This is a genomic window from Naasia lichenicola (assembly GCF_004801885.1).
In the GTDB taxonomy this organism is placed as follows: domain Bacteria; phylum Actinomycetota; class Actinomycetes; order Actinomycetales; family Microbacteriaceae; genus Naasia; species Naasia lichenicola.
In genome coordinates this window covers 284,771-309,164 of the sequence record NZ_SSSM01000005.1, presented here as the reverse complement: position 1 = coordinate 309,164, position 24,394 = coordinate 284,771, and the positions used below count along the sequence as shown (strand labels likewise).

The window sequence follows — 24,394 nt, the reverse complement described above, 5'->3', positions numbered from 1 at the left end:
CGCTCTGATGACGGTACCCGCGAACGGCTTTCCACGTTGTGCACAACGCTGTGGAGAAGATGCGGACAAGATTGCCCATGTGTGGGAACCGCCGTCGACACGCGCGGAATGCGATGTGGAGGAGTGTCCCCCTTACGGGGCCTGATCAGCAGTTTCCTCATGTGCAGAACTCCTGTGGATAACTGCCCTCAAGCATTGGTCGAGGGTTGTCCTTCGCTTGACTTCCGGGTGGATATCTGTCGTGTTCCATGACTGTTCCCCGAAGCCCGGGGCGACCCGCTCGGATGCGCGGGTCCGGAGGCCGTGACGGCTGCTCAGCTGGGACGGATGGGCCCGGGAATGCAGAAAGGCGGCCCGGTCGGCTCCCGAAGGAGCCGGCCGAACCGCCGTTCGTGGCTGCGTGCGATCAGCGCGCGGCGACCACCGTGAGGGTGATCGTCGCGGCGATGTCGTCGCGGAGGCGCACAGTGGCCTCATGGGTGCCGGTGATCTTGATCGGGCTGCCGATCTCGATCTTGCGCTTGTCGATCTCACCGAGACCGGCTCCCGCGACCGCTGCGGCGACGTCGGAGGTCTTGACCGAGCCGAACAGGCGTCCGCCGGTGCCGACCTTGACCTTGAGGGTGACGGGCGCCGATTCGATCTTGGCCTTGAGCGCCTGCGCCTCTTCGATGGTCGCGAGCTCACGGGCCGCGCGGCCGGCCTTGATGGAGTCGACCTGCTTCTCGCCGCCACGGGTCCACGCCACGGCGAAGCCCTGGGGGATCAGGTAGTTGCGCGCATAGCCGGGCTTGACGTCGATGACGTCACCCGGGGTGCCGAGGCCGGTGACCTCGTGCGTCAGGATGAGCTTGGACACAGGGGGTTACCTTCCCGATCCGGCGTACGGCAGGAGTGCCATCTCGCGAGCGTTCTTCACCGCTCGCGCGATGAGGCGCTGCTCCTGCACGGAGACGCCCGTGATGCGACGGGCGCGGATCTTTCCACGCTCCGAGATGAACTTGCGCAGCGTCGCGACATCCTTGTAGTCGATGACGCCGACGCGGATGGACTTTGCTGGGGCGACGGGCTTGCCGCCCTTGGTACGAGGAGACTTGCGGCGGTCGCCGCTCGACTTGCCGGCCATGGGGCCTTCCTAACGAACTGCAGGTCAGTGACCTGGAACTGATGAATGGGGACCTGCCGGCCGGAGCCGCGCAGGGGAGTCGAAGACTCGGCTTCTGATTCAGATCTGCTGGATCAGAACGGGGTGTCGTCGTCGTAGGAGCCGGGGGTGTTCCAGACGTCGCCGCCGGAAGCGGATCCGCCACCGCCCTGAACCGCGGGCGGGCTTGCCCACGGCTCATCGCCGCTCGAGGATCCGCCGCGGTTGCCACCGCCGCCGTTGCCACCGCCACCGCCGTTGTAGCTTCCGCCGCCACCGCCGCTGCCGCCGCGGTCGGAGCCTCCGGCCGCGCGAGTGACCTGCGCGGTCGCGTAGCGAAGCGAGGGGCCGATCTCGTCGACCTCGAGCTCGATGGCTGTGCGCTTCTCGCCCTCTTTGGTCTCGTAGCTGCGCTGGCGCAGACGTCCGGTCGCCACGACACGGGATCCCTTGGTGAGGGAGCCGGCGACGTGCTCGGCGAACTCGCGCCAGACGGAGGCGCGCATGAAGAGCGCGTCGCCGTCCTTCCAGTCGTTGCTCGCGCGGTCGAAGCTGCGCGGAGTCGATGCGATCGTGAAGTTGGCGACGGCCAGCCCGTTCTGCGTGTAGCGCAGCTCAGGGTCGGCGGTCAGGTTGCCGACAACCGTGATGATCGTTTCGCCGGCCATGGCTCAGGCTCCGCTCGGCGCTGCTTCTGCCGACGCTGCGGGAGCCGGAGCGGCAGGCGCTGACGGGGCCGCTGACGGGGCCGATGCCGATGCGGCGGGAGCGGCCGCGGGAGCGGTCTTCTTCACGTGGGCTGCCTTCGCAGCGGCCTGTGCCTCCGCGGCCTTCAGGCGGAAGGTCGCCTCCTCGGAACGGAGGACCTTGGTGCGCAGCACTGCCTCGGAGAGGTTGAGCTGGCGGTCGAGCTCCTTGATGGGAGCGGGCTCCGAGGTCAGGGCGACGACGGCGTAGATGCCTTCGGTCTTCTTCTTGATCTCGTAGGCGAGGCGACGGCGGCCCCAGATGTCGACGTTGTCGACGGTCCCGCCATCGGCGCGGATCACTCCGAGGAACTTGTCCAAGCTCGGAGCGACTGTGCGCTCGTCGATCTCGGGATCGAGGATGACCATGAGTTCGTACTTGTGCGTCACTGACCCACCTCCTTCGGTCTAGCGGTTGCAGCGTGTCTGCAACAAGAGGTCTGAATGCACGTGCCCGGCCGAAGCTGGGCAACCGCAATAGCTTAGCGCCCCGGGCGGTCCTTCCACCACTCGAGAAGTCGGGTGGTCGCCTCGGCCTCGCCGAGAGCCCCTTCTTCCAGCCTCAGCTCGAGCAGGAAGCGGTACGCCTCGCCCACGATCCTGCCGGGTGGCACGTCGAGGACGGCCATGATCTGCTCGCCATCGAGGTCGGGCCGGACGGCCTGCATCTCCTCCTGGGCGGCGAGCTCCGCGATCCGCGTCTCGAGGTCGTCGTAGGCATGCCCGAGCCGATCCGCCTTGCGACGGTTGCGGGTCGTCACATCGGCCCGGGTGAGGATGTGCAGCTGCTCGAGCTGGTCGCCGGCGTCGCGGACGTAGCGGCGGACGGCGGAGTCGGTCCAGGCGCCCTCGGTGTAGCCGAAGAACCGCTGATGCAGCTCGATGAGCGTGGCCACGCGGGCGATCGTGTCGTTGTCGAAGCGCAGCGCCCGAAGGCGCTTCTTGGCCATCGAGGCCCCGACGGCGTCATGGTGGTGGAAGGAGACGGCGCCGCCCGACTCGAAGCGGCGCGTCGCCGGCTTGCCGATGTCGTGCAGCAGAGCAGCCAGGCGGAGCACGAGATCGGGTGCGGTGTCCTCGGATCCCGCCGCCTTCCTGCGCGCGTCCTGCAGCTCGATGGCCTGTTCGAGGACGATCAGCGAGTGCTCGTAGACATCCTTGTGGCGATGCTCCGAATCGACGGTCAGCCGGAGGGCCGGAAGCTCGGGAAGAACGAGGTCGGCGATCCCCGTGTCGACGAGCAGTTCGAGTCCTGCCCTTGGCGACGGGGATCCGACGAGCCGCTCGAGCTCGGTGCGCATGCGCTCGGCGGAGACGATCTCGAGGCGGGGCGCCAGCCTCGCCATCGCCTCACGCACTTCGGCCGTCACCTCGAACCCCAGCTGCGAGGAGAACCGTGCGGCGCGCAGCATTCGCAGAGGATCGTCGCCGAACGAGGAGTCGGGGGAGCCAGGAGTGCGCAGGGTGCGCGACATCAGGTCCTCGATCCCGCCGCTCGGATCGACGAGCACCCGGTCGGGCAGCCGCAGGGCCATGGCGTTGACCGTGAAGTCGCGGCGGGCGAGGTCCGTCTCCAGGTCGTCGCCGAACGCCACCTCGGGCTTGCGGGACTGATCGCCGTATGCCTCGGTGCGGTACGTGGTGATCTCGACCGTCTCGCCGCCGATCCGCGCGGCGATAGTGCCGAAGGCGCGTCCCACGTCCCAGTGCGCACTGGCCAGTGGTCGGACCAGTTCGAGGATGCGATCGGGCCGCGCATCGGTGGTGAAGTCGAGATCGGGGGAGGTGCGGTCGAGGAAGGCGTCTCGCACCGGACCGCCTACCAGGGCCAGCTCGTGGCCGCCGGCGGCGAACGCCTCCGCCAGCAGGGCGACCGGCTTGGAGGCCGCCGTGCCCGCCAGCCGGTCGAGTGCGGCCGCCGCGCTGTCCATCCGCCCATGGTAGGCCGCGCGTCGAGCGCATCCGATCGTGCGAGAGCGCCGCGTCCACATGTCAGGCCATGGTGGCCGGGCCTAAACTCGGGCCCATGGGAGCGTCCGATCGATGCGACGCGCACGGCGCGGACAGCGCGATCGCCCGATGAGACGGCCCTCCGACAGGCGCGCGACCCTGAGCTCATTCGGCACGCGGTTCCTGTGCCGATGGCTCGTCGGCGCCATGCTCAGCGGCGCGATCGCGATGGGGATCCTGGCCGGCGGCCCCGCCGCCCCCGCCATTGCCGCCGGGACAGCACCGTCGGAGCCCGCCGGATCCGCGGGAGCCGTCGAGCTGCTGGTCAGTGCTTCACGGGGAGCGGTGCTCCGCTCGGGGTCGGATCTCGTCCTCACAGGCACTGTCAGCAACGGAACCGCTGATCCCCTCGGCGCGGGCGCACTCCAGGTGCGGATCGACGGTCAGCTCGCGGACCGCTCCGATCTCGCTGCGGCGATCGCCGATCCGGAGTCGATCAGCGGGGTCCTCGCCGCCACCGTCTCCACCCCGGATGTCGCGGCGGGGGGCTCGACAGCCGTCGACATCACGATCCCGGCTGCCACGGTCGGTGCTCTGCTCTCCTCCGCCGGGTGGGGTCCGCACCTGGTCCGAGCGACCTTCGAGGTCGATGCTGCGCCGGCCGGAGGCAGCGACGACGGCACAGCCGACGGGGTCGACATCAGCACCGCGACCGCGGTGGTCTGGGCGGACGGCACCGCTCCGAGCACGGTCGACACCGCGATCGTCGTGCCCGTGACCGTGGCACCAGGCCAGGACGGGGTGCTCAGCGCCGATCAGCTGAGCGAGTACACCTCGACGGAGGGAGCGCTCAGCCGCAAGCTCGACGCGCTCGCGACGGCCCCGAACGCCATCATCGCCTTGGACCCGCGCATCATCGCCTCCATCCGCGTCCTGGGCACGTCCGCCCCCGCCAGCTCGCTCGACTGGCTGACCCGCCTCTCGAATCTGCCGAACGCGGTGTTCCCGCTCCAGTATGCGGATGCCGACCTCTCCCTCGAGCGTGCGGCGGGCGCGGCCGGCCCGTTGAGCGCCACGTCTCTCCTGTGGGCGCTGGACTCGGCGACCTTCGGCGGCTCCGACGCACCTGCCGCCTCCCCCACCGCAGCTCCGACGCCGGGAACGGCACCTCCAGCCGGTCAGCCCATCCCGACACTCGACGACCTGCTGCGCTGGGACTGGACGGCCACCGACATCGCCTGGCCATCCGCGGACTCCGTCTCGACGCCGGATCTCTCATTCTTGGCGGGCGCCGGCTACTCGCGGGTGGTCCTCTCCAGCGACAACATGACCGGTGGATCCCCCACCAGCGGCTCCCTCACTGCGGAGCCGGTGCAGAGCCTGGGCGATACGACGGCCCTGGTGGCCGACAGCGGCATCTCGGCGAGCCTCTCCGATGCGGCCTTCGCCGCGACGGATGCGGGTGTGCAGGCAGGACTCGCGATGGCGAGCGCGCAGCTCGCCGCCACCGCCGTCGAGCGCCCGGGCCGTGCGAGCACCGTGCTCATCGCCCTCGACCGTGCCGCCGAGCCCGCCGCGGATGGACTCACCACGGCGCTGGCCACCCTTCGCACCCTTCCCGGTGTCGCCGACGCCGGTGCAGGCGCGATCAGCTCCTCCGCCACCAGCGCGGCTGGCAGCCTCGTCGATTCGACCAGGGCAGGCGCGGAGATCGTCGCGCAGCTCCTGGCTCTGGATGCCCGCATCACCCCGTATGCGTCCGTCGTCGCGACGCCCGAGCTGCTGATCGGGCGTGAGCGGACGAGGCTGCTCGCCGTCCTCGCGGCGGGTTGGGCGTCAGATCCGGTTACCTGGCAGGCGGCCGCCGAAGAGACCCGCAGCCACTTCGACGACGTCCTGCACGCCGTCACCGTGCTCCCTGGCAGCCCGATCATCGCGGCCGGGCAATTCGAGACCGTGCCGATCTACGTCCGCAACAACCTCGGCTATCCGGTCGACGTGATCGTCGATCCGAGGCCGAGCAACGGCCGGATCATCATGGAGCGCTATTCCGCCGCCATAGAGCCCGGCGAGAGCCAGCGGGTGTTCCTCCCGGCGAAGTGGATCGCCAATGGCACCCTCACCATCGCGATCACGCTCTCGAGCGCCTCGACGGGTCTGCAGATCGACGGCCCCACCTACATCTCCCTCGACGTGCAGACCTACTGGGAGACGGCCGTCTACATCGTGACCGGCGTGCTCGTCCTCGCCCTGTTCGGCTTCGGGATCTACCGGAACATCGTGCGCCGCCGACGCGTGGCCGCGAGCGCCGACGCCCGTGCCTCCCTCGATGCGGCCCGCGTCACGTCAGCACCCGAGCCCGGCGAATGAGCTCTCTCGGCCGCTCCAGCGCCCTTCTCGCATCCGGGACGCTGGTCTCACGGGTGCTCGGCTTCGCGAAGGCGATCGTGCTCGCCCAGGCGATCGGCGTGGTCGGCAGCGGAAGCGCCGACGCCTTCTCGGTGTCGACCATCGTGCCCGCCAGCATCTACGCCATCATCGGCGGCGGACTGCTGAGCGCCGTGCTCGTCCCCCAGATCGTGCGCGCCAGCCGCGGTCCGGACGGCGGGGGAGCATACGTCAACAAGCTCGTCACCCTGGCACTGATCGGCTTCGCCGCCATCGGAGCACTCGCCACCCTGTCGGCGCCGCTGCTCGTCGACCTGTTCACCTCTGTCGATGTCCCCGCGGCCAATGTGCGCCTCGCGACGGCCTTCGCGTACTGGAGCCTCCCCCAGATCTTCTTCCTCGGCCTCTACGCCCTGCTGGGCGAGGTGCTCAACGCGCGCAAGTCATTCGGTCCCTTCACCTGGGCGCCGGTGCTCAACAATGTGATCGGCATCGCGAGCATCGGCGTCTTCATGGCCGTCTACGGAGCAGATCCCGATCGTGCGCCCGGCGACTGGTCGCCGGCGATGATCGCGCTGCTCGCCGGTGGAGCGTCGCTCGGCATCGCCACCCAGGCGATCGTCCTGTTCGCGTTCTGGAGACGCGTCGGGCTCAGCTATCGGCCCGACTTCGGCTGGCGGGGCGTCGGCCTCGGCTCGGCGGCGCGTGCTGCGGGCTGGACCCTCGGCATGCTCGTCGCCGGTCAGGTGGCCGGTGTCATCGAGACCAACGTCTCGCTCATCGCAACGGGCAGGGGCGCGAGCGCCGCGACCATGGCGACGTCATGGCTGATCTTCATGCTGCCCCACTCGATCATCACCGTGTCCATCGTGACGGCCCTGTACACGACCATGAGCGAGCATGCGAGCCGCGGTGACCTCACGGCGCTGCGCGGTGACCTGTCGACTGCGCTGCGCGCGGTGGCCCTCGCTCTGACCCTCGCCGCAGCGGTGCTCATCGTCTGCGCGGGCCCGTTCGCCCGCGTATTCACTGGAGACTTCGGCGATGTGCAGCAGATGGCCGCGGTCATCGTCGCCTATCTGGTGGGTCTCGTGCCGTTCAGCCTGCTCTTCGTGGTGCAGCGCGTCTTCTACTCGCTCGGCGACACTCGGACCCCCTTCGTCTTCACGATCGTTCAGGTGGTCCTGGTGATCGGCGGCGTGCTGGCCTGCAGCCTGCTCCCCGTGGATCGGATCGCCATGGGCATCGCTTCGGTCGTATCCGCTGCGGGAGCCGTCCAGCTCGTGATCGCATCCATCCTGCTCCGACGCAAGGTCGCGGCCGACCCGGCACCCATCGCGCGCAGCCTCCTCCTCGACCTCGCGGCCGCCGTACCGGCGGGCGTCGCCGGCTACCTCGTCGGCCTCATGCTGGGCGCGTTCCGTGCCGATGGGTTCGCCATGTCGGGGGGCGCCGCGGCGATCCTGACGATGGCGGTCCTCGGAGCCGTGATGTCCGTGGTGTACCTCGGAGCGCTCCGGCTGCTGCGATCGCCGGACCTGGCCGCCATCACCGCGATCCTCGGACGGCGATTCGGTCGCAGGGCCTGAGATGGCTTGGAGGGCCCTCGATCCCCCACCTCCCGAGGCGTCGGGCGCTCTCTCCGAGGGAGGCGGATTCGCGGCACGTGCCACGTGGAACACTCCGCTCACCGGCCGAACACATGGCGTCGACGCCGGTTCGACCTCCCCTTAAGGGGGAGCACCGACCCTCAGGCACCGGGAATTGCGCGCACCTAGCATGGGTTGAAACCAGAGCAGGTCGCGATGCGGCCGCGCAATGTACGTGTCACGACAGTCGAGGAGCCTGCAGTGCGCCAGATGATCATCATCGGATCCGGTCCCGCCGGATACACCGCCGCCATCTACGCCGCCCGAGCGGAGCTAGAGCCCCTCCTGATCGCCAGTTCCGTCGAAGCCGGGGGCGAGCTGATGAACACGACGGACGTCGAGAACTTCCCTGGATTCCCCGAGGGCATCATGGGCCCCGAGCTGATGGACAAGTTCCGCGAGCAGGCGGAGAAGTTCGGCACCGAGGTCGTCTACGACGACGTGGTCTCCGTCGACCTGTCCGGTCCGGTCAAGTCCGTGATGCTCGGCTCCGGCGCGGTGCACGAGGCCCTGTCCGTGATCGTCTCCACGGGCTCCGCCTACCGCAAGCTCGGGCTGCCCGACGAGGAGCGACTCAGCGGCCACGGCGTCTCCTGGTGCGCCACCTGCGATGGCGCCTTCTTCCGCAAGCAGATCATCGCCGTCGTCGGCGGCGGCGACTCGGCCATGGAGGAGGCGACCTTCCTCACGCGCTTCGCCGACAAGGTCCACGTCATCGTCCGCCGAGACGCGCTTCGCGCCTCCAAGATCATGCAGCAGCGCGCCATCGACAACCCGAAGATCGAGTTCATCTGGAACTCCGAGGTGGCTGCCATCCACGGCGATGAGAACAGCACGGGCGTGCACAGCATCACGCTCCGCGACACCGTCGACGGCACCGAGCGCGGTCTCGACATCACCGGGCTGTTCATCGCCGTCGGAAACGACCCTCGGGTGCATCTCTTCCACGACCAGCTCGATCTCACCGTCGAAGGGACCATTGCTGTCGCCGGTCGCTCGTCGCGCACCAACCAGCCCGGCGTCTTCGCGGCGGGTGACGTGATCGACCCCACCTACCGTCAGGCGATCACCGCTGCGGCATCGGGCACGGTCGCCGCTCTCGACGCCGAGCACTACCTAGCCGAGCTGCCGGCCGATCTGGAGTCGCAGGCCAAGGGTGTGTCCCTCACGGGTGCCTCACCGGCGGCCGGAAGCACGATCGACTCCGACGGCGAGCTCGTCGGCCAGCCCTGAACCATGGGCGTCAACGGTGGCTCGGCCACGCCCGTCGCCCGCGGCAGTGCCGCACCCGCGCCGCTATACACTTTCCACTGACCCAAGCAAGGAGCCGCACATGTCGAATCTCACCCAGGTGACCGACGCCACCTTCCAGGACATCGTCCTCAACTCGGACAAGCCCGTCCTGGTGGACTTCTGGGCGGAATGGTGCGGGCCGTGTCGCGCCGTCGGGCCGATCCTCGAGCAGATCGCCAGCGAGAACGGCGAGAAGATCTCTATCGTCAAGCTCAACGTCGACGAGAACCCCGAGACCGCTGCGAAGTACCACATCACGTCCATTCCGGCGATGAAGGTCTACAAGGGCGGCGAGGTCGTCAAGTCGGTCATCGGAGCCAAGCCGAAGCCCGCGCTCGAATCAGAATTGGCAGCATTCCTGGCATAGCCGTCGGGAAGCTCGTTCAAGGCCCGCTCGGCACTCGCCGGGCGGGCCTTTCTGCGTCTTCCCCCACCTTCCGTTCACTATGTTGGGAATCCGCGGCCTTCGGCCGTCGGCTTCGGGGCCATTTCCAGCAGCGCTGACCACCAGCGCAGACACCGCCACGCGGGCTCCGAAGAAGCGAGGATCACGTGCAGGACAGCAGCAGCACCAACCGCGGCACCAATCTGGACCCGTGGTACGGCGCATACGCCGCCCGCACGGCTGGCCTGTCCGCATCGGAGGTCCGCGCTCTCTTCGCGGTGGCATCTCGCCCCGAGGTCGTCTCACTGGCCGGCGGCATGCCGTTCGTCGCCGCCCTGCCCGAGGACCTCATCCGCTCCGCGTTCGACACGGTCATGCGCACGCAGGGTCCGATGGCCCTGCAGTACGGGTCGGGTCAGGGGGTTCCCGCGCTGCGCGAGCACATCCTCGAAGTCATGGCCGAGGAGGGGATCCGAGCCGGGGTCGACGATGTCGTCACCACCACGGGATCGCAGCAGGCCATCGATCTCGTGGCCAAGCTGTTCCTGGATCCTGGAGACGTCGTGCTCGCGGAGGCTCCGAGCTACGTGGGTGCCATCGGCGTCTTCCGGTCGTATCAGGCTCGGACGGTGCACGTGGCGATGGATTCCGACGGGCTCATCCCCCAGGCTCTGCGGGAGACGATCGCTGCGGAACGGGCTGCCGGATCCACGATCAAGTTCCTGTACACGGTCCCGAACTTCCACAACCCGGCGGGCGTCACGATGAGCGCCGCCCGGCGCCCCGAGATCCTGGAGATCGCCCGCAGCAACGGCATCCTCGTCGTCGAGGACAACCCGTACGGCCTGCTCTGGTTCGACAAGGCTCCGCCGCCCCCGTTGCGCACGCTCGAGGATGACGGAGTCATCTACCTGGGTTCCTTCTCCAAGACCCTCGCGCCGGGCTTCCGGGTGGGGTGGGTCCTGGCTCCGCACGCGATCCGGGAGAAGCTGGTCCTCGCGGCGGAATCGGCGATCCTCTCCCCCAGCTCCTTCAACCAGCTCGTGGTCAACGAGTATCTGAACACCGCCGACTGGCGCGCTCAGATCGATGTCTTCCGAGGTGTCTACCGGGAGCGCAAGGAGACGATGCTCTCCGCGCTCTCGGAACACCTGCCGGAGCTGACCTGGACGAACCCCAATGGCGGCTTCTACGTCTGGGTCACACTGCCTCCAGAGCTCGATTCGAAGCAGATGCTGCCTCGAGCGGTGACCGAGCTGGTCGCCTACACCCCCGGCACGGCCTTCTACGCGGACGGGGGAGGACGCAGTGAGATGCGACTCTCGTTCTGCTATCCGACGCCCGAGAACATCAGAATGGGCATCCGCCGCCTGGCCACCGTGGTCGGCGGCGAGCTCGACCTGCTCCGCACCTTCTCCGGGACCGGCACCTTGAGGGTCAATCGACCCGACCGGCGAGTGGTGAGCCCCCCGCCCGACCTCGGCTGACCGACCTCACGCGCGGCGCACCGCTCCACCAGACGCAGCCCCCAGATCCGCACCAAGGAGACACCTTGTCCGAACAGCAGGCATCGCACCGCACCGCGACTCCCAGTTCCACGGGGAACAGCCCCTATGCGCTCGTCCTTGCCGGCGGGATCTCGCACGAGCGAGAGGTCTCCCTCCGTTCGGGCCGACGCGTGGCAGACGCTCTGCTGGAACAGGGATGGCGCGTGGATGTCCGCGAGCCGGATGCCGCGCTGCTTCCATCGCTGGCCGACGCGGGCTACGACGTCGTCTGGCCCGCTCTCCACGGCGCCAGCGGTGAGGATGGAGCGCTGCGCGCGCTGCTCGATCTCGCCGGGGTGCCGTTCGTCGGCTCCGATCATCGCGCGGCCCGGCTGGCCTGGGACAAGCCGACGGCCAAGACCCTGGTCGCCAACGCGGGAGGGGTCACCCCTCGCGGGCTGGCGCTCAGCCGGGAGACGTTCCGAGAGCTCGGCGCTCCCGCCGTGCTCAAGATCGTCGAGAACGCCTTCGACTTCCCCCTCGTGGTCAAGCCGGCCAAGGGCGGGTCAGCCCAGGGCGTCAGCATCGTTCCTGCGTCGGATGCCCTCCCCCGGGCGATGGTCGAGGCGTACACCTACGGTGACGACGCGCTCATCGAGTACTTCGTACCTGGAGTCGAGATCGCGGTCGGGGTCGTCGATACCGGAGACGGCGCTCGGGCGCTGGACGCTGTCGAGATCGAGCCGGTATCGGGCGCCTACGACTACGAGGCCCGCTACAACGCGGGGGAGACGCGGTTCTATACGCCCGCGCGTATATCTCCCAAGGCGGCATCGGCGGCATCCGAGCTCGCCCTCCTCACCCATCGTGCACTCGGCCTGCGTCACCTCTCACGCGTCGACATCATCATCGATTCCGAGGATCGCGCCTGGTTCCTCGAGGTCAACGTGCTGCCGGGATTGACTGAGACGTCGCTGCTTCCCCAGGCCATCCTCGCCCGCGGCGGCGACCTGGGAACGACCTACGCAGCCATCGCGCGGACCGCCATCGGCGCGGTCTGAGCCTGTCGGGGCATCTGAGCCTCCTGTAGTGCGACCTGCTTCGTCGACGGAAGCGAGCCAGGAGGGCCTCGAAACGGAGCTAGAACGCCTACCCGACCACCGAGTAACGTGCATTCGAGCAGAACGAGCGCCGTCGGTGGTCGAGTAGGCCGTCCACGGCCGTGTCGAGGCCCTGGCAATCGCCGGCCAGCCTGGTCGTTACCTGCTTACGATCGATCCTGGTGAGATTCGGGGGCGTGAATTCGCGCCCCCGCTGTCAATCGCCCAGCGCGCCGTCGTCCCCGAGGTCGGTGAGGATGCGCCTGAGGTCGGCCAATGTGGCGAAATCGATGACGATCTGCCCCTTGCTGACACCGAGCGAGACCTTCACCCGGGTGTTCAGCCGGTCGCCCAGACGATTGGCGACCGCATCGAAGTGCTCACTGCGACGGGCAGCGGTCGCCGTGGCCTTGGCGGGATCCGCACCACGCGCGGCAGCAGCCTCGGTCGCCCGCACTGAGAGGTCCTCGTTGACCACCCGGTCGGCGAGGGCGAGCATCGCCTCAGGACTACCGGCTGCCAGGATGGCCTTGGCGTGCCCCGCCGTCAGCACCCCAGCCGCTACCCGACTCTGCACGCTCTCCGGCAGCTTGAGCAGGCGGATCGTGTTCGTGATCTTGGGTCGAGATCGACCGATACGCTCCGCCAGCGCTTCCTGAGTGATGCCGAAATCCGCGATCAGCTGCTGATAGGCGGATGCTTCCTCCAACGGATTGAGCTGCGACCTGTGGAGATTCTCCAGGAGAGCATCCTGAAGCATCGAGTTGTCGGCGGTATCACGCACGACCGCTGTGATCGTGCGACGTTCCGCGAGCTTGCTGGCGCGGAGACGTCTCTCCCCCATCACCAGCTCGAACTTGCCTTCGCCGCGCGGCGAAGGACGGACGACGATCGGCTGGAGCACGCCGTACTCGCGAACGGACGTCACGAGTTCCTCGAGCGCCTCGGCGTCGAACTCCTTGCGAGGCTGCTGCGGGTTGGGAACGATGTCGTCGACATCGAGCTCCACCAGGCGGGCTCCCGGCACGTCGACGAGACCGTCGTCGGCTGACGCGGAGCCGGCGAAGAAGACATCGGATGGACGGGAGGCAGTCGGGTAGTCCGACATGGGGATCAGCGAGCCGATCCCCTTGCCCAGCCCGCGCTTGGGCGCTGCCATCAGCTCTGCGCTCCCCGATGAGCGATCTCGGCTGCTGCCTCCAAGTACGAGATGGAACCAGGTGAGTTGGTGTCGTAGGTGATGACGCTCTGCCCATAGCTGGGGGCTTCCGAGATCCGGACGGAACGGGGGATGATCGCGGTGAGTGTCTCGGCAGGGAAGTGCTCGCGGACGTCCTGGGCGACCTGATTGGCCAGGTTCGTGCGGGAGTCGTACATGGTGAGCAGGATCGTCGTCACCTTGAGCACCGGGTTGAGGTGGCGCTCGATCAGCTGGATGTTGCGCAGCAGCTGGCTCAGTCCTTCGAGTGCGTAGTACTCGCACTGGATCGGGATGAGGACCTCGTTCGCCGCGACGAAGGCGTTGATGGTGAGCAGACCGAGAGACGGCGGGCAGTCGATGAGCACGTAGTCGTATCGCTCCCCCGTCGACAGGTAGCTCTCCAGGGCTGTGCGGAGCCGCTGCTCGCGCGCGACGAGGGAGACCAGCTCGATCTCAGCACCGGCCAGGTGGATCGTCGCGGGAACGCAGAACAGCGTCGGGAACTCGGGACTCTGCCGAACCACCTCAGCCATGGGGGAGTCGCTGACGATGACGTCGTACACGCTCACCGTCTCGGCACGGTGCTCGATGCCAAGCGCGGTGGAGGCGTTTCCCTGCGGGTCGAGGTCGATGACGAGCACTCGGGCGCCGGAGCGGGCGAGTGCAGCGGCGAGATTGACGGTGGTGGTGGTCTTGCCCACTCCGCCCTTCTGGTTCGCGACCGTGAAGATGCGGGTCTTGGCCGGTCTCGGCAGGGTACCGACCTCGAGCGCCTGTCGGCGACGGGTCAGATCCGCGAGCTCACGGGCCAGGGGAGTGGTCTCATCGAATGAGCGTCGCGCCGACGCGCGCCGTTCACTCGGTCGTGCGGGGACATCCTGCGGTTTCACGTGGAACCTTCCGTGCGAGGACCGGAGGATTCCGGGAGCAGCAGCCACGCGGCCGCGACACTCCCCCGATTCCGGTCAGTTCACTGTAGCCCGGAAGACTCGCGTTCCCTCGGTCGCCATACCGGTGCCGAGCTCCTCCACTCGGACATCGGCAAGACGCGCCCGCGCGATGGCCCGCTGCGCCTTCGCCACCTCGGCGTCGACCGTCGCACCCTTGAAGAGGAGCAGCTCGCCACCTCTCCGCGCCAGCGGAGCAGCGATCGGGATCAGCTTGGTCAGCGCTCCCACAGCTCGAGCGGTCACGATGTCTGCAGCGGCGCGGGGCGCCTCCTCAGCACGCGCGCGGAGCACGATCACGTTGGAAAGTCCCAGATCAGAGGCCTGTTCCTGGAGCCAATCAGTCCGGCGCTCCATGGGCTCGACGAGCGTGAAGCTGACGTCGGGTCGCACGATGGCCAGGACGATGCCCGGCAGCCCGGCCCCACTGCCGACGTCGGTGACGGCACCGTGCAGCAGAGGTGCAGCCAGAGCGCAGTTGATGACGTGCCGTGTCCACAGCCGGGGAAGCTCGAGCGGGCCGATCAGTCCGCGGACCTCGCCCTGGTCGACGAGTGCTGCGGTGAAGCGGCGTGCCAGGCCGATGCGATCGCCGAAGACCTCCCGGGCGATGGACGGCTCCGCTTCGACGATGGAGATCTCGGAGGAGGGATCCATCGCGACCCGTCCGGCTTCCCCATCGGGGGCGACGGAGGCATCCGCCATGCTCAGGCGCGGGTCAGCACGGTGTGCCGATCCCGACCCTCTCCCTCGGAGACGGAGGTCAGTCCGCGCTCGGCGGCGAGGTCGTGCACGATCTTGCGCTCATACGAGGACATCGGCTCCAGGGGATAGCGGCTTGATCCCCCGTCGAGCGCGACCAGCGCTGCATCGACGAGCACCGCGAGCTCGTTCTGGCGTGCTTGACGACTGCCACCCACGTCGAGGATGAGGCGCGAGAACTCTCCCGTGCGACTCTGGACAGCGAGGCGGGTCAGCTCCTGAAGCGCCGCGACGGCCTCGGCCGACGAGAGCACGCGCAGATTGCTGTCCGCTGACGCCGTCACCGAGATGTGTGCGCGATCGCCCACCATGTCGATGTCGATGTCGCCGTCGAGATCGCAGATGTCGAGGAGCTCTTCGATGAAGTCGGCAGCCACATCCGCCTCGTCCACGTCGCCGTCGGCTGAATCGATGGGCGTCTCATCCGCGCTCGCACCATCCAGGGCGTCGGCGGGCGCGGGGTGGATTTCGGTGTCCGGATTGGTCACTTCTTCGGGCTTCCTGTCTTCTTCGCGCGGTTCTTGTTGACCGGCTGGACTCGCTGGGTGGTCTGGCGAGGCGTCTCGATGACACCGGACGACGCGGCGTTCAGGCTTCCGTCCGCGGTGGTGATGGAGGGCTGCTCCTTGACCTTGCGGGCCAGTCGGGCCTCACGTGCGCGCGCCGCCTCACTGCCAGGCGTCGGCATGTTGCGGATGACGAGGAACTGCTGGGCCATGGTCCAGAAGTTGGAGGTGAGCCAGTAGAACATGACTCCGAGCGGGAAGGCGACACCCGAGAAGGCGAACACGAGGGGGAGCAGGTAGAGCAGGATCCGCTGCTGCCGGTACATCGGGCTGGCCTTGGTCTCGTCCGACATGTTCTTGGCCATCAGCTGAAGCTGGGTGAAGAACTGAGACGCCGTCATCAGGATGACCATCGTGGCGGCGATGACCATCACCAGCGCGTTGAACGGCTGACCCGATGTGGCGAGGGTGAACTGCTGCGCGAACGTCGACTTGAGCGGCGCTCCGAACAGCTCGGAGTTCGCGAAGGAGTCGGCCAGGTTGATGTTGAGCAGGCCCACGCCGGCCTTGTCGTGCTGGGCGTCGTTGAGCACCGAGAACAGGCCGAAGAAGATCGGCATCTGCAGCAGAAGCGGCAGGCAGGAGGAGAGCGGATTCGTCCCGGTCTTGCGATACAGCTCCATCGTCTCGCGCGACATCGCCTCGCGGGAGAACTGATCGCGCTTCCCCTTGTACTTGTCCTGGATCTTCTTCAGCTGAGGCGCGACCTCGAGCATCTTGCGCTGGCTCTTGATCTGCCGGACGAAGACCGGGATGAGGGCTGCGCGCACGACCAGGACGAGGCCGACGATCGCGAGGACCCAGGTGATGCCCGCGTCCGCGTCGAGACCGGTGAAGGTCCATAGGGAGTGGAACGAGACGAGGAGCAGTTCGATGACCCACTTGATGGGCCAGAGGACGGTGCCGATGATGTCCAACGCGGGTCAGACCTTTCGTTCGGGAAGTGGAACGACGAATCCGAAGGACGTCAGGCGATTCTTCGTGGTGCGTCTGCGCGGGATGTCGTCCACGCCGCCTGCGGCCCACGGATGGCAGCGGCAGACGCGGACGGTGGCGAGGCCGGCGCCGACGAGGACTCCGTGCTCTTGAACCGCCTCGAGAGCGTAACGGGAGCAGGAGGGGTAGTACCTGCACACCTCGCCGTAGAGAGGGGAGATCACCGCACGATAGGCCCGGAGCAGGAGAACCAGGGCGTTCCGCGGCGCGAGGAGCGCGAACCTGGCCGCTGTCTTCACGGTCTGCTCCTGTGCATGGCTTGTTCGACCTCTCCGGAGAGGCTAGACCAGTCGGCCTGAGCGCTGGCGGGGAGTGCGCGGATCACGACGTCGACGCCTGCGAGCCCGTCGGTGAGGATGCCGTGGCTGATCGCCTTCAGCCGGCGACGAACGCGGTTGCGCTGCACGGCACCGCCGACCGCTCGGCTCACGATGAATCCGAACCGCGCGGGTGCATCGGCATCCGCCTTCTGCACGTGCACGATGGTCAGCTGCCCGGCGCTGCGGCGCCCGCGACGGACGACGCGACGGTAGTCGGCGCCGGTGACGATGCGGTTCGCCCGATGCAGCACGAAGGAGTGGTGAGGGCTACGCGGAGAGCTCGGTGCGGCCCTTGCCACGGCGGGCGCTGAGGATGGCGCGGCCGGCACGGGTGCGCATGCGCAGGCGGAATCCATGCACCTTCGCGCGACGACGGTTGTTCGGCTGGAAGGTTCGCTTGCTCATGGGGATGCTCCTGGGAGAAGATCGATCGGCGCGGCCCCGGTGGCCTGCCGTGCGCGTCGCCTCGTGTCGAGGTGACGCATGTCGCGCGACCCGCACGGTGCACGCGGCGCCGCCCGAACGATCGGGCTGCAGAGCGATCCGGGCTGCGGGCCGGCGGACAACTGCTTAAAAATACGCGGTAAGCGCTCTGTGGTCAAACGAGGGAGCGCATTCGCTGCCATCTCGAGCTCTGGATCGACGTCACCTCGTCCGCTGGGCACCGCATCTCGATCGATTCTCCGGTCAGACGCGGATGAACTTGATTCACCGTGTCTCAATCGTTACCGTGAGGGGGCCCGTCGCCGGTCAGGGCAGCACCCGCTGCCCGCTCGGACTGCGCGAGGGCTTTCTCCGATCTGCTCCCTACGAGATCTGGGCCCACCCGAGCCTTCGGACCGGGGATTCCGCACACCCGGACCCTCGTGTCAGCAGTCGCGAAGCCCGCCTCTCCGGAGCCACCGGCAGCACCCGACACTCGAGGCACAGAGGCGACATGGCAGAGGATGCGGGGCGAACCAGAGAGATCTGGCAGTCCGTCCTCGATGCACTCACCTCCGACGAGCGCATCACACCGCAGCTGAGCGGCTTCCTCGCGCTCGTGGTGCCCAAGGGAGTGATGGGCGGGACCCTCTATCTCGAGGTGCCGAACGATCTCACTCGCGGAATGCTGGAGCAGCGGATCCGCGTGCCTCTGCTGAACGCGCTCGCGAGCATCGACCCGGCGGACGAGATCGGCAACTTCGCTGTCGTCGTCAATCCGGAGATCGAGCAGCAGGCCGTCATCAGCGTCGGAGTCGAGTCATCGACGCCCTCCTCGGCCCAGCCCGCGGCTCCCACGACTCCCCCGGAATTCGCGGCGCCGGCACCGCGCAGCGACACCCGCCTCAATCCGAAGTACAGCTTCGACAGCTTCGTCATCGGCGCATCCAATCGGTTCGCCCACGCCGCCGCGGTCGCCGTCTCCGAGGCGCCCGCGAAGGCCTACAACCCCCTGTTCATCTATGGGGAGTCCGGGCTCGGCAAGACCCATCTGCTGCACTCCATCGGCCACTACGCGTCCCGGCTCTACCCGGGGGTGCGGGTCCGATACGTGAGCTCGGAGGAGTTCACCAACGACTTCATCAACTCCATCGCCACGAACAAGGCGGCGCTGTTCCAGGCGCGCTACCGCGACGTCGACGTGCTTCTGATCGACGACATCCAGTTCCTGCAGGGGAAGGACTCCACTCAGGAGGCCTTCTTCCACACCTTCAACACGCTGCACGATCACAACAAGCAGCTGGTGATCACGAGCGACCTCCCGCCCAAGCAGCTGACCGGATTCGAAGACCGCATGAGATCCCGCTTCGAGTGGGGGCTGATCACCGATGTCCAGGCCCCTGATCTCGAGACCCGCATCGCGATCCTCCGCAAGCGCGCGCAGAACGACAAGCTGCAGGTGCCCGACGACATCCTCGAGTTCATGGCGTCGAAGGTCTCCAGCAACATCCGCGAGCTCGAGGGCACCCTGATCCGGGTGACGGCGTTCGCGAGCCTCAACCGCACGCCGGTGGACATGGCGCTGGTGCAGACCGTGCTCAAGGATCTGATCACGCTCGACGAGGACAACGTCATCGCACCCGTCGACATCATCAACAGCGTGGCGGACTACTTCAAGCTCTCGGTGGACGACCTGTACGGACCGTCCCGCTCGCAGGCGATCGCCACCTCCCGTCAGATCGCGATGTACCTGTGTCGCGAGCTCACCAACCTCTCCCTGCCGAAGATCGGTCAGCTCTTCGGCGGACGCGACCACACAACGGTCATGTACGCGAACAAGAAGATCAGCGAGCTCATGAAGGAGCGCCGGTCGATCTACAACCAGGTCACCGAGCTGACCAGCCGGATCAAGCAGAACCACCGCTTCCGCACGTAATCGTCGGTCACCTTGCACAGGTGGAGACAGAACGCGGTGCTGTGGACAGAACGCAGTGCTGTGGACAGAACGCGTCCGGGCACCACCGCGTTTTGTCCGCACGGGTGCGTTGTGGCGCAGGTGAACACTGCGGTGCGGACAGAACACTGCGGTGTACGGGAGTGTTCTGTCCGCACGACAGTGCTCCGGCAGAGCGGCGGTCGGAAGCCACCTGATCCCCATTGACACGGTGCCAGCGCCCCGAGACGCGGGGACATCGCGCATTCATCTCCGGGCCATCGCGAGTACACCCACCGCCGATCTATCCACAAGCTTTCCCACCTGTGGAAACTGAACCGGCTGGTCGTCGTGGCGATTCCCTGCCGGGCGATCGCTCATTCCCCAAGGCATTCCACAGACTCATGCACCATGACGATCGAGGCCGCCCGTCGCGCCTCCGCCGGCGACGTCCGTGTGGAGAACCTGGGGAGCGATCGGGGAGAACACGCCGCAGGGCTGTTGATGGATCGATCGAAGCTGTTGGAACAGCTCCTCCCCCGTACGAGGGGTTCGACATGGTCCATGACTTTCCGCACGGGCGTCCCACATCTTCCACCCCTGTAGTTCCCTACGTACGACTGGGCGAGCGGCGGTTACTCACACCATCCACACCCGTTAAGAAGATTGTCTTTATCTATCTATCTCTGAAGGGCGATAACGCTCTGGGGGAGCCGATCGGGCCGATGCACGCCTCTAGCGAGCCCGCTAGCATGAACCGACCGATCAGCGGGTCGACCGATCCGCACGAGAGATCCGCAAGACAGGGGTTGCAGTGAAGTTCCAGGCGAACAGGGATGTGTTCAGCGAGGCCGTGTCGTTCGCGGTCAAGCTGCTGCCCCAGCGCACGACGCTTCCGATCCTCAGCGGTGTGCTGCTCGAGGCTCACGAGGGCGGCCTGACCCTCTCGTCCTTCGACTACGAGGTGTCGGCACGCACCGAGATCATCGCCGATGTCGCGGAGCCCGGTCGCGCGCTCGTCTCGGGCCGGCTGCTCGCCGACATCGCCAACCGTCTCCCGTCGAACGCTCCGGTCGAGGTCTTCTCCGAGGATTCCCGCATCGTGGTGAAGGCGGGCTCCGCCCGCTTCACGCTGCTGAGCATGCCCGTCGAGGAGTACCCGACCCTCCCGCAGGTATCGTCGGTCACCGGAACGGTTCCTGCCGACGCGTTCTCCACGGCGGTGGCCCAGGTCGCCGTCGCGGCGTCGCGAGATGACGTCACCCCTGTGATCACCGGCGTGCAGCTCGAGATCACGGCCGACAGCCTCAGCCTCGTCGCCACCGACCGCTACCGCGTCGCCGTCCGGGGCATCCCATGGGAGAGCGCCGACCCGTCGGCCGCACCCATCACCGCTCTCGTCCCCGCGCGCACCCTGCAGGAGATCGGCAAGACCTTCGGGTCGAGCGGTTCGATCAGCATCGCGATCACCGGAAGCGACGACCGTGAGCTCATCGCCTTCAGCGCCGACAAGAAGACCGTCACCTCGCTGCTGATCAAGGGCAACTTCCCCCCGGTCAAGCGCCTGTTCCCCGAGAACGTGGACAACTACGCGGTGATCAACACGGGCGAGCTCGTCGAGGCGACCCGCCGCGTCCAGCTGGTGCTGGAGCGTGAGGCGGCGCTGCGCTACACGTTCGACCTCGACGGCCTCACCCTCGAGGCGATCGGCTCCGAAGCCGCGCAGGCCCGCGAGAGCATCGAAGCGCTGCTGTCGGGCACCGACACGGTCGTCTCGCTGAAGCCGCAGTTCCTGCTCGACGGCCTCGGCGCCGTGCACTCTGAGTTCGTGCGCATCGCGTTCACCAAGACCGAGAACCCGAACAAGCCGGGCCCCGTTCTGATCACGAGTCAGGCCAGCAAGGACAAGGTCGGCACCGACGACTACAGGTACCTGCTGCAGCCCAACCTGCTCCTGCGCTGACCGGTCCCACCCCCGGAGCGCTTGGACACAGCGACGACGGATATTCGCGACGGATCATTGACGACACATCCATGACGACACAGAACGAGAAGAGCCAGAACATGCAGATCGGACTCGTCGGGCTCGGCAAGATGGGCAACAACATGCGCTCGCGCCTCAAGCGAGCGGGCATCGACGTCGTCGGCTACGACACCAATCCGGCAGTGTCCGACGTCGCGACCCTCGCCGACCTGTCGGCGGCGCTGCAGGCGCCCCGCATCGTCTGGGTGATGGTCCCGGCCGGCAAGATCACGGACTCCGTGGTGACCGAGCTGGCCGGTGTGCTCGAGAAGGGCGACCTCGTCATCGACGGCGGCAACAGCCGTTTCACCGAGGACTTCAAGCATGCTGCGCAGCTGGCCGAGACGGGCATCGACTACATGGACGCCGGTGTCTCGGGCGGTGTCTGGGGCCTCGACAACGGCTACGGCCTCATGGTCGGCGGCACGGCCGCGAGCGTGGAGCGGGCGATGCCCATCTTCGACGCGCTGCGTCCCGAGGGCCCTCGCGCCGAGGGCTTCGTCCACGTCGGCGAGGTCGGCTCCGGCCACTACGCGAAGATGGTGCACAACGGCATCGAGTACGCGCTGATGCAGGCCTACGCCGAGGGCTACGAGCTCCTCGACACCCGCTCGGACATCATCAAGGACGTCACGGGGACCTTCAAGGCCTGGCAGCGCGGAACCGTCGTCCGGTCCTGGCTGCTCGAGCTGCTCGTGCGTGCGCTCGAGGAGGACCCGGAGTTCGACAACATCGAGGGCTACGTCGAGGATTCCGGCGAGGGTCGCTGGACGATCGAAGAGGCCATCGCCAACGCGGTGCCCGTTCCCACGATCTCGGCGTCGATCTTCGCCCGCTTCGTCTCCCGCCAGGAGGACTCTCCCGCCATGAAGGCCGTGGCGGCGCTGCGTCAGCAGTTCGGCGGCCACTCGGTCAAGGCGGTCGACTGATCGGTCGGCGCCCGCGCCGATCATCCGCTGATAGCCGCACGGACCGTTCGGTCGGACTCGAAGGGGTGGGCTGTGCGCGTTCGGCATCTCAACCTCGCTGACTTCCGCAACTACGTCAGTGCCGACGTCGCCCTGGTACCCGGCGTCAACGTGTTCGTCGGCAGCAACGGCCAGGGCAAGACCAACCTCGTCGAATCGCTGGGCTACCTGAGCAGTCTCGGCTCCCATCGGGTCTCGACGGACCAGGCACTCGTCCGGCACGGAGCGCAGTCCGCCATCGTGCGGGCGCTGCTCGCGCACAACGGGCGCGAGATCCTCGTCGAGCTGCAGATCAACGCGTCGGGGGCGAACCGGGCGCAGATCTCGCGATCTCCGGCCAAGACCCGGGAACTGCCGCGCTACTTCTCGAGCGTGCTCTTCGCGCCGGAGGATCTGGCGCTCGTCCGCGGGGATCCCGGTGGGCGACGACGCTTCCTCGACGGGCTGCTCGTGCTGCGCACCCCGCGGCTCTCGGGTGTGCTCGCGGACTACGACCGCGCGCTCCGACAGCGCAACACCCTGCTCAAGTCGGCTCGCGCGCAGAGCATGCGCGGTGGCAGCCTCTCCACGCTCGACGTCTGGGACGAGCGTCTCATCGCGCTCGGCGCGGAGATCATCGCCGCCCGACTCGCCCTGGTCGAAGCGCTGCGACCCCGTGTGGCGGCCGCGTACCTCGCCATCGCCGGCTCCGATCATGGTCCCAGGCTCGCGTCACAGCTCAGCATCCTCTCCAGCGATCCGAGCGTCGACGCCGACGCGGATGCCGGAGGCGAGCGGGCCGACGACGGGATGCCCGTCGAGGAGCTCACCGCGCGCTTCACCTCAGCGCTGGCCGGGCTCCGTCGTCGGGAGCTCGAACGCGGGCTGACTCTGGTCGGACCGCACCGCGACGATCTGCTGCTCGAGCTGAACGGCCTCCCGGCCAAGGGCTATGCGAGCCACGGCGAGTCGTGGTCGTTCGCGCTGTCCCTCAAGCTCGCTTCGGCGGAGCTCCTGCGCGCGGAGTCGTCCGCCGGCGACCCCGTGCTGATCCTCGACGATGTGTTCGCCGAGCTCGACGAGCCCCGTCGGCAGCGTCTCGCCACCGCCATCGTCGGATACGAGCAGGTGCTCATCACCGCCGCGGTGGAGAACGACATCCCTCCGGAGCTTCGCACCAATCTGGTGCGGATCAGGGCTGGCGAGGTGATCGAGTCCACGATCATCGACGACGTGCCTGCCACCGAGCCGGCCGTCACGGACCCAGACCTACCCGAGGTCGAAGCAGCGGATGTCGCGTCGATCGTCCGGGAGACGCCCGATGCGTGATGACGACGGAGTGATCGACGAGGCGCGTGCCGTCTATCAGCGCTTCCGCGTCTCCTTCGGCGGTCAGCTCGCGCGCAGCCCCGGACCTCGCCGGAAGCGCCGCCAGCCCGGAGTCGGAGAATCGGTGCCGTTCGGGGCGGGTCGTGACCCGGGGACCGTGGGAGATGCCCTTGCGGGTCTCACCCGCTCCATGGGCTGGGAGCAGTCGCTGGCCCAGAGCGATCTGGTCGCGGCATGGAACGAGATCGCCGGACCGGAGACGGCAGAGCACTCCACGCCGACCGCGGTCGTGGACGGCGTGCTGCAGGTGGACTGCGATGCGACGGCATGGGCGACCCAGCTCCGACTGATGCGCACCGAGATCGTCACGCGCATCCTCCAGCGCTATCCGGAGGCGGGCATCAGCAGCATCGTCTTCAACGGCCCCGGCACCCCCAACTGGAAACGGGGCCCCAGATCGGTTCCAGGGCGCGGCCCGCGCGATACTTACGGCTGAGGAGACAAAACTCCTCCATCGTCGAAGAAAAGGCCCGCAGATCGCCGATTCCGGCCTACGCGACACGCCGTTTTGATAGACTCTGTGAGACCGGCGGGAGCCCATTCACGCATGACGATTGACACCAGCGAGCCGAATTCGGACGAGACCGTTCCGGAGTCGGATTCAGAGTCCATTCCTGATTCCTCGAACTCCGAGTCGGACGCGCAGACCGAGGCTCACGCCCCCGGCGATGCTCCGACCGAGGGAGACCCCCAGACGGCGGATCCGACGGACAGCTCCTCCCCGGATGGCTCCCTCGTCGAGGAT

Annotated in this window: 23 protein-coding genes and 1 pseudogene; 11 read left to right on the top strand and 13 right to left on the bottom strand. The window is 67.7% G+C overall.

All coding sequences use genetic code 11. The features are described 5' to 3' along the window. Positions 1-406: 406 nt before the first annotated feature. The 5 genes and pseudogenes from rplI to E6C64_RS12320 all read right to left on the bottom strand — a co-directional run bounded on the left by rplI (position 407) and on the right by E6C64_RS12320 (position 3,821). Positions 407-859 (bottom strand): 50S ribosomal protein L9, encoded by a 453-nt coding sequence (rplI, locus tag E6C64_RS12340; protein ID WP_136427809.1) that lies wholly within the window; start codon positions 857-859, stop codon positions 407-409. Positions 860-865: 6 nt separating this feature from the next. Further along, positions 866-1,126, bottom strand: coding sequence for a 30S ribosomal protein S18 (rpsR, locus tag E6C64_RS12335; RefSeq protein WP_136427808.1), 261 nt, complete (start codon positions 1,124-1,126; stop codon positions 866-868). Between the two features lie 113 nt (positions 1,127-1,239). Then, positions 1,240-1,812: a single-stranded DNA-binding protein gene (locus E6C64_RS12330; protein WP_136427807.1), complete on the bottom strand. Its 573-nt coding sequence runs from the start codon at positions 1,810-1,812 to the stop codon at positions 1,240-1,242. Between the two features lie 102 nt (positions 1,813-1,914). After that, positions 1,915-2,259, bottom strand: a pseudogene (rpsF, locus tag E6C64_RS12325) (30S ribosomal protein S6); the annotation flags it as partial. Between the two features lie 113 nt (positions 2,260-2,372). After that, the gene (locus E6C64_RS12320; protein ID WP_136427805.1) at positions 2,373-3,821 is read right to left on the bottom strand and encodes a CCA tRNA nucleotidyltransferase; all 1,449 of its coding nucleotides are present in this window, start codon (positions 3,819-3,821) and stop codon (positions 2,373-2,375) included. A gap of 148 nt (positions 3,822-3,969) precedes the next feature. On the opposite strand from E6C64_RS12320, the gene E6C64_RS12315 reads away from it, so the two are divergent. The 6 genes from E6C64_RS12315 (at position 3,970) to E6C64_RS12290 (ending at position 12,103) form a co-directional block, all read left to right on the top strand. Continuing rightward, positions 3,970-6,210: a DUF6049 family protein gene (locus tag E6C64_RS12315; RefSeq protein ID WP_136427804.1), complete on the top strand. Its 2,241-nt coding sequence runs from the start codon at positions 3,970-3,972 to the stop codon at positions 6,208-6,210. Continuing rightward, positions 6,207-7,817, top strand: coding sequence for a murein biosynthesis integral membrane protein MurJ (murJ, locus tag E6C64_RS12310; protein ID WP_136427803.1), 1,611 nt, complete (start codon positions 6,207-6,209; stop codon positions 7,815-7,817). The genes E6C64_RS12315 and murJ overlap by 4 nt, the downstream gene beginning before the upstream one ends. A gap of 261 nt (positions 7,818-8,078) precedes the next feature. Continuing rightward, positions 8,079-9,110 (top strand): thioredoxin-disulfide reductase, encoded by a 1,032-nt coding sequence (gene trxB / locus E6C64_RS12305; protein WP_136427802.1) that lies wholly within the window; start codon positions 8,079-8,081, stop codon positions 9,108-9,110. A 100-nt stretch (positions 9,111-9,210) separates the two neighbouring features. Further along, complete coding sequence (trxA, locus tag E6C64_RS12300; protein WP_136427801.1) at positions 9,211-9,537, top strand: thioredoxin; 327 nt, start codon at positions 9,211-9,213, stop codon at positions 9,535-9,537. 185 nt (positions 9,538-9,722) lie between these two features. Then, positions 9,723-11,042, top strand: a complete 1,320-nt coding sequence (locus E6C64_RS12295) for an aminotransferase-like domain-containing protein (protein ID WP_136427800.1) — start codon at positions 9,723-9,725, stop codon at positions 11,040-11,042. A gap of 65 nt (positions 11,043-11,107) precedes the next feature. Next, positions 11,108-12,103, top strand: a complete 996-nt coding sequence (locus E6C64_RS12290) for a D-alanine--D-alanine ligase family protein (protein WP_136427799.1) — start codon at positions 11,108-11,110, stop codon at positions 12,101-12,103. Positions 12,104-12,359: 256 nt separating this feature from the next. Here the strand turns inward: E6C64_RS12290 and E6C64_RS12285 are convergent, their stop codons facing one another. The 8 genes from E6C64_RS12285 to rpmH form a co-directional block, all read right to left on the bottom strand. Beyond that, a complete protein-coding gene (locus E6C64_RS12285; RefSeq protein WP_136427798.1) occupies positions 12,360-13,301 on the bottom strand; it encodes a ParB/RepB/Spo0J family partition protein in 942 nt (313 codons plus the stop codon). After that, positions 13,301-14,233: a ParA family protein gene (locus tag E6C64_RS12280; protein ID WP_136427797.1), complete on the bottom strand. Its 933-nt coding sequence runs from the start codon at positions 14,231-14,233 to the stop codon at positions 13,301-13,303. The genes E6C64_RS12285 and E6C64_RS12280 overlap by 1 nt, the downstream gene beginning before the upstream one ends. 75 nt (positions 14,234-14,308) lie before the next feature. Next, positions 14,309-14,947, bottom strand: a complete 639-nt coding sequence (gene rsmG / locus E6C64_RS12275; protein ID WP_136427796.1) for a 16S rRNA (guanine(527)-N(7))-methyltransferase RsmG — start codon at positions 14,945-14,947, stop codon at positions 14,309-14,311. Positions 14,948-14,997: 50 nt separating this feature from the next. After that, complete coding sequence (locus E6C64_RS12270; protein ID WP_438941862.1) at positions 14,998-15,540, bottom strand: Jag family protein; 543 nt, start codon at positions 15,538-15,540, stop codon at positions 14,998-15,000. Then, positions 15,537-16,535, bottom strand: a complete 999-nt coding sequence (yidC, locus tag E6C64_RS12265; RefSeq protein WP_136427795.1) for a membrane protein insertase YidC — start codon at positions 16,533-16,535, stop codon at positions 15,537-15,539. Before yidC ends, E6C64_RS12270 begins: the two co-directional genes overlap by 4 nt. 6 nt (positions 16,536-16,541) lie before the next feature. Further along, on the bottom strand, positions 16,542-16,853 hold the full coding sequence (gene yidD, locus E6C64_RS12260) for a membrane protein insertion efficiency factor YidD (RefSeq protein ID WP_136427794.1): 312 nt from the start codon (positions 16,851-16,853) through the stop codon (positions 16,542-16,544). Beyond that, positions 16,850-17,185 (bottom strand): ribonuclease P protein component, encoded by a 336-nt coding sequence (rnpA, locus tag E6C64_RS12255; RefSeq protein WP_136427793.1) that lies wholly within the window; start codon positions 17,183-17,185, stop codon positions 16,850-16,852. Before rnpA ends, yidD begins: the two co-directional genes overlap by 4 nt. 16 nt (positions 17,186-17,201) lie before the next feature. After that, on the bottom strand, positions 17,202-17,339 hold the full coding sequence (rpmH, locus tag E6C64_RS12250) for a 50S ribosomal protein L34 (protein ID WP_121659099.1): 138 nt from the start codon (positions 17,337-17,339) through the stop codon (positions 17,202-17,204). 532 nt (positions 17,340-17,871) lie between these two features. On the opposite strand from rpmH, the gene dnaA reads away from it, so the two are divergent. The 5 genes from dnaA (at position 17,872) to E6C64_RS12225 (ending at position 24,085) form a co-directional block, all read left to right on the top strand. Continuing rightward, a complete protein-coding gene (dnaA, locus tag E6C64_RS12245) occupies positions 17,872-19,293 on the top strand; it encodes a chromosomal replication initiator protein DnaA (RefSeq protein ID WP_136427792.1) in 1,422 nt (473 codons plus the stop codon). Between the two features lie 811 nt (positions 19,294-20,104). After that, entirely contained in the window at positions 20,105-21,253 is a 1,149-nt protein-coding gene (gene dnaN, locus E6C64_RS12240) for a DNA polymerase III subunit beta (protein WP_136427791.1), read from the top strand. Positions 21,254-21,324: 71 nt separating this feature from the next. After that, positions 21,325-22,242, top strand: coding sequence for a phosphogluconate dehydrogenase (NAD(+)-dependent, decarboxylating) (gene gnd / locus E6C64_RS12235; protein WP_136427790.1), 918 nt, complete (start codon positions 21,325-21,327; stop codon positions 22,240-22,242). A gap of 72 nt (positions 22,243-22,314) precedes the next feature. After that, positions 22,315-23,589 carry a DNA replication/repair protein RecF gene (recF, locus tag E6C64_RS12230; protein WP_136427789.1) on the top strand — a complete coding sequence of 425 codons (1,275 nt, stop codon included), beginning with the start codon at positions 22,315-22,317 and terminating at the stop codon, positions 23,587-23,589. Then, a complete protein-coding gene (locus E6C64_RS12225; protein ID WP_136427788.1) occupies positions 23,582-24,085 on the top strand; it encodes a DciA family protein in 504 nt (167 codons plus the stop codon). Before recF ends, E6C64_RS12225 begins: the two co-directional genes overlap by 8 nt. Positions 24,086-24,394 lie beyond the last annotated feature (309 nt).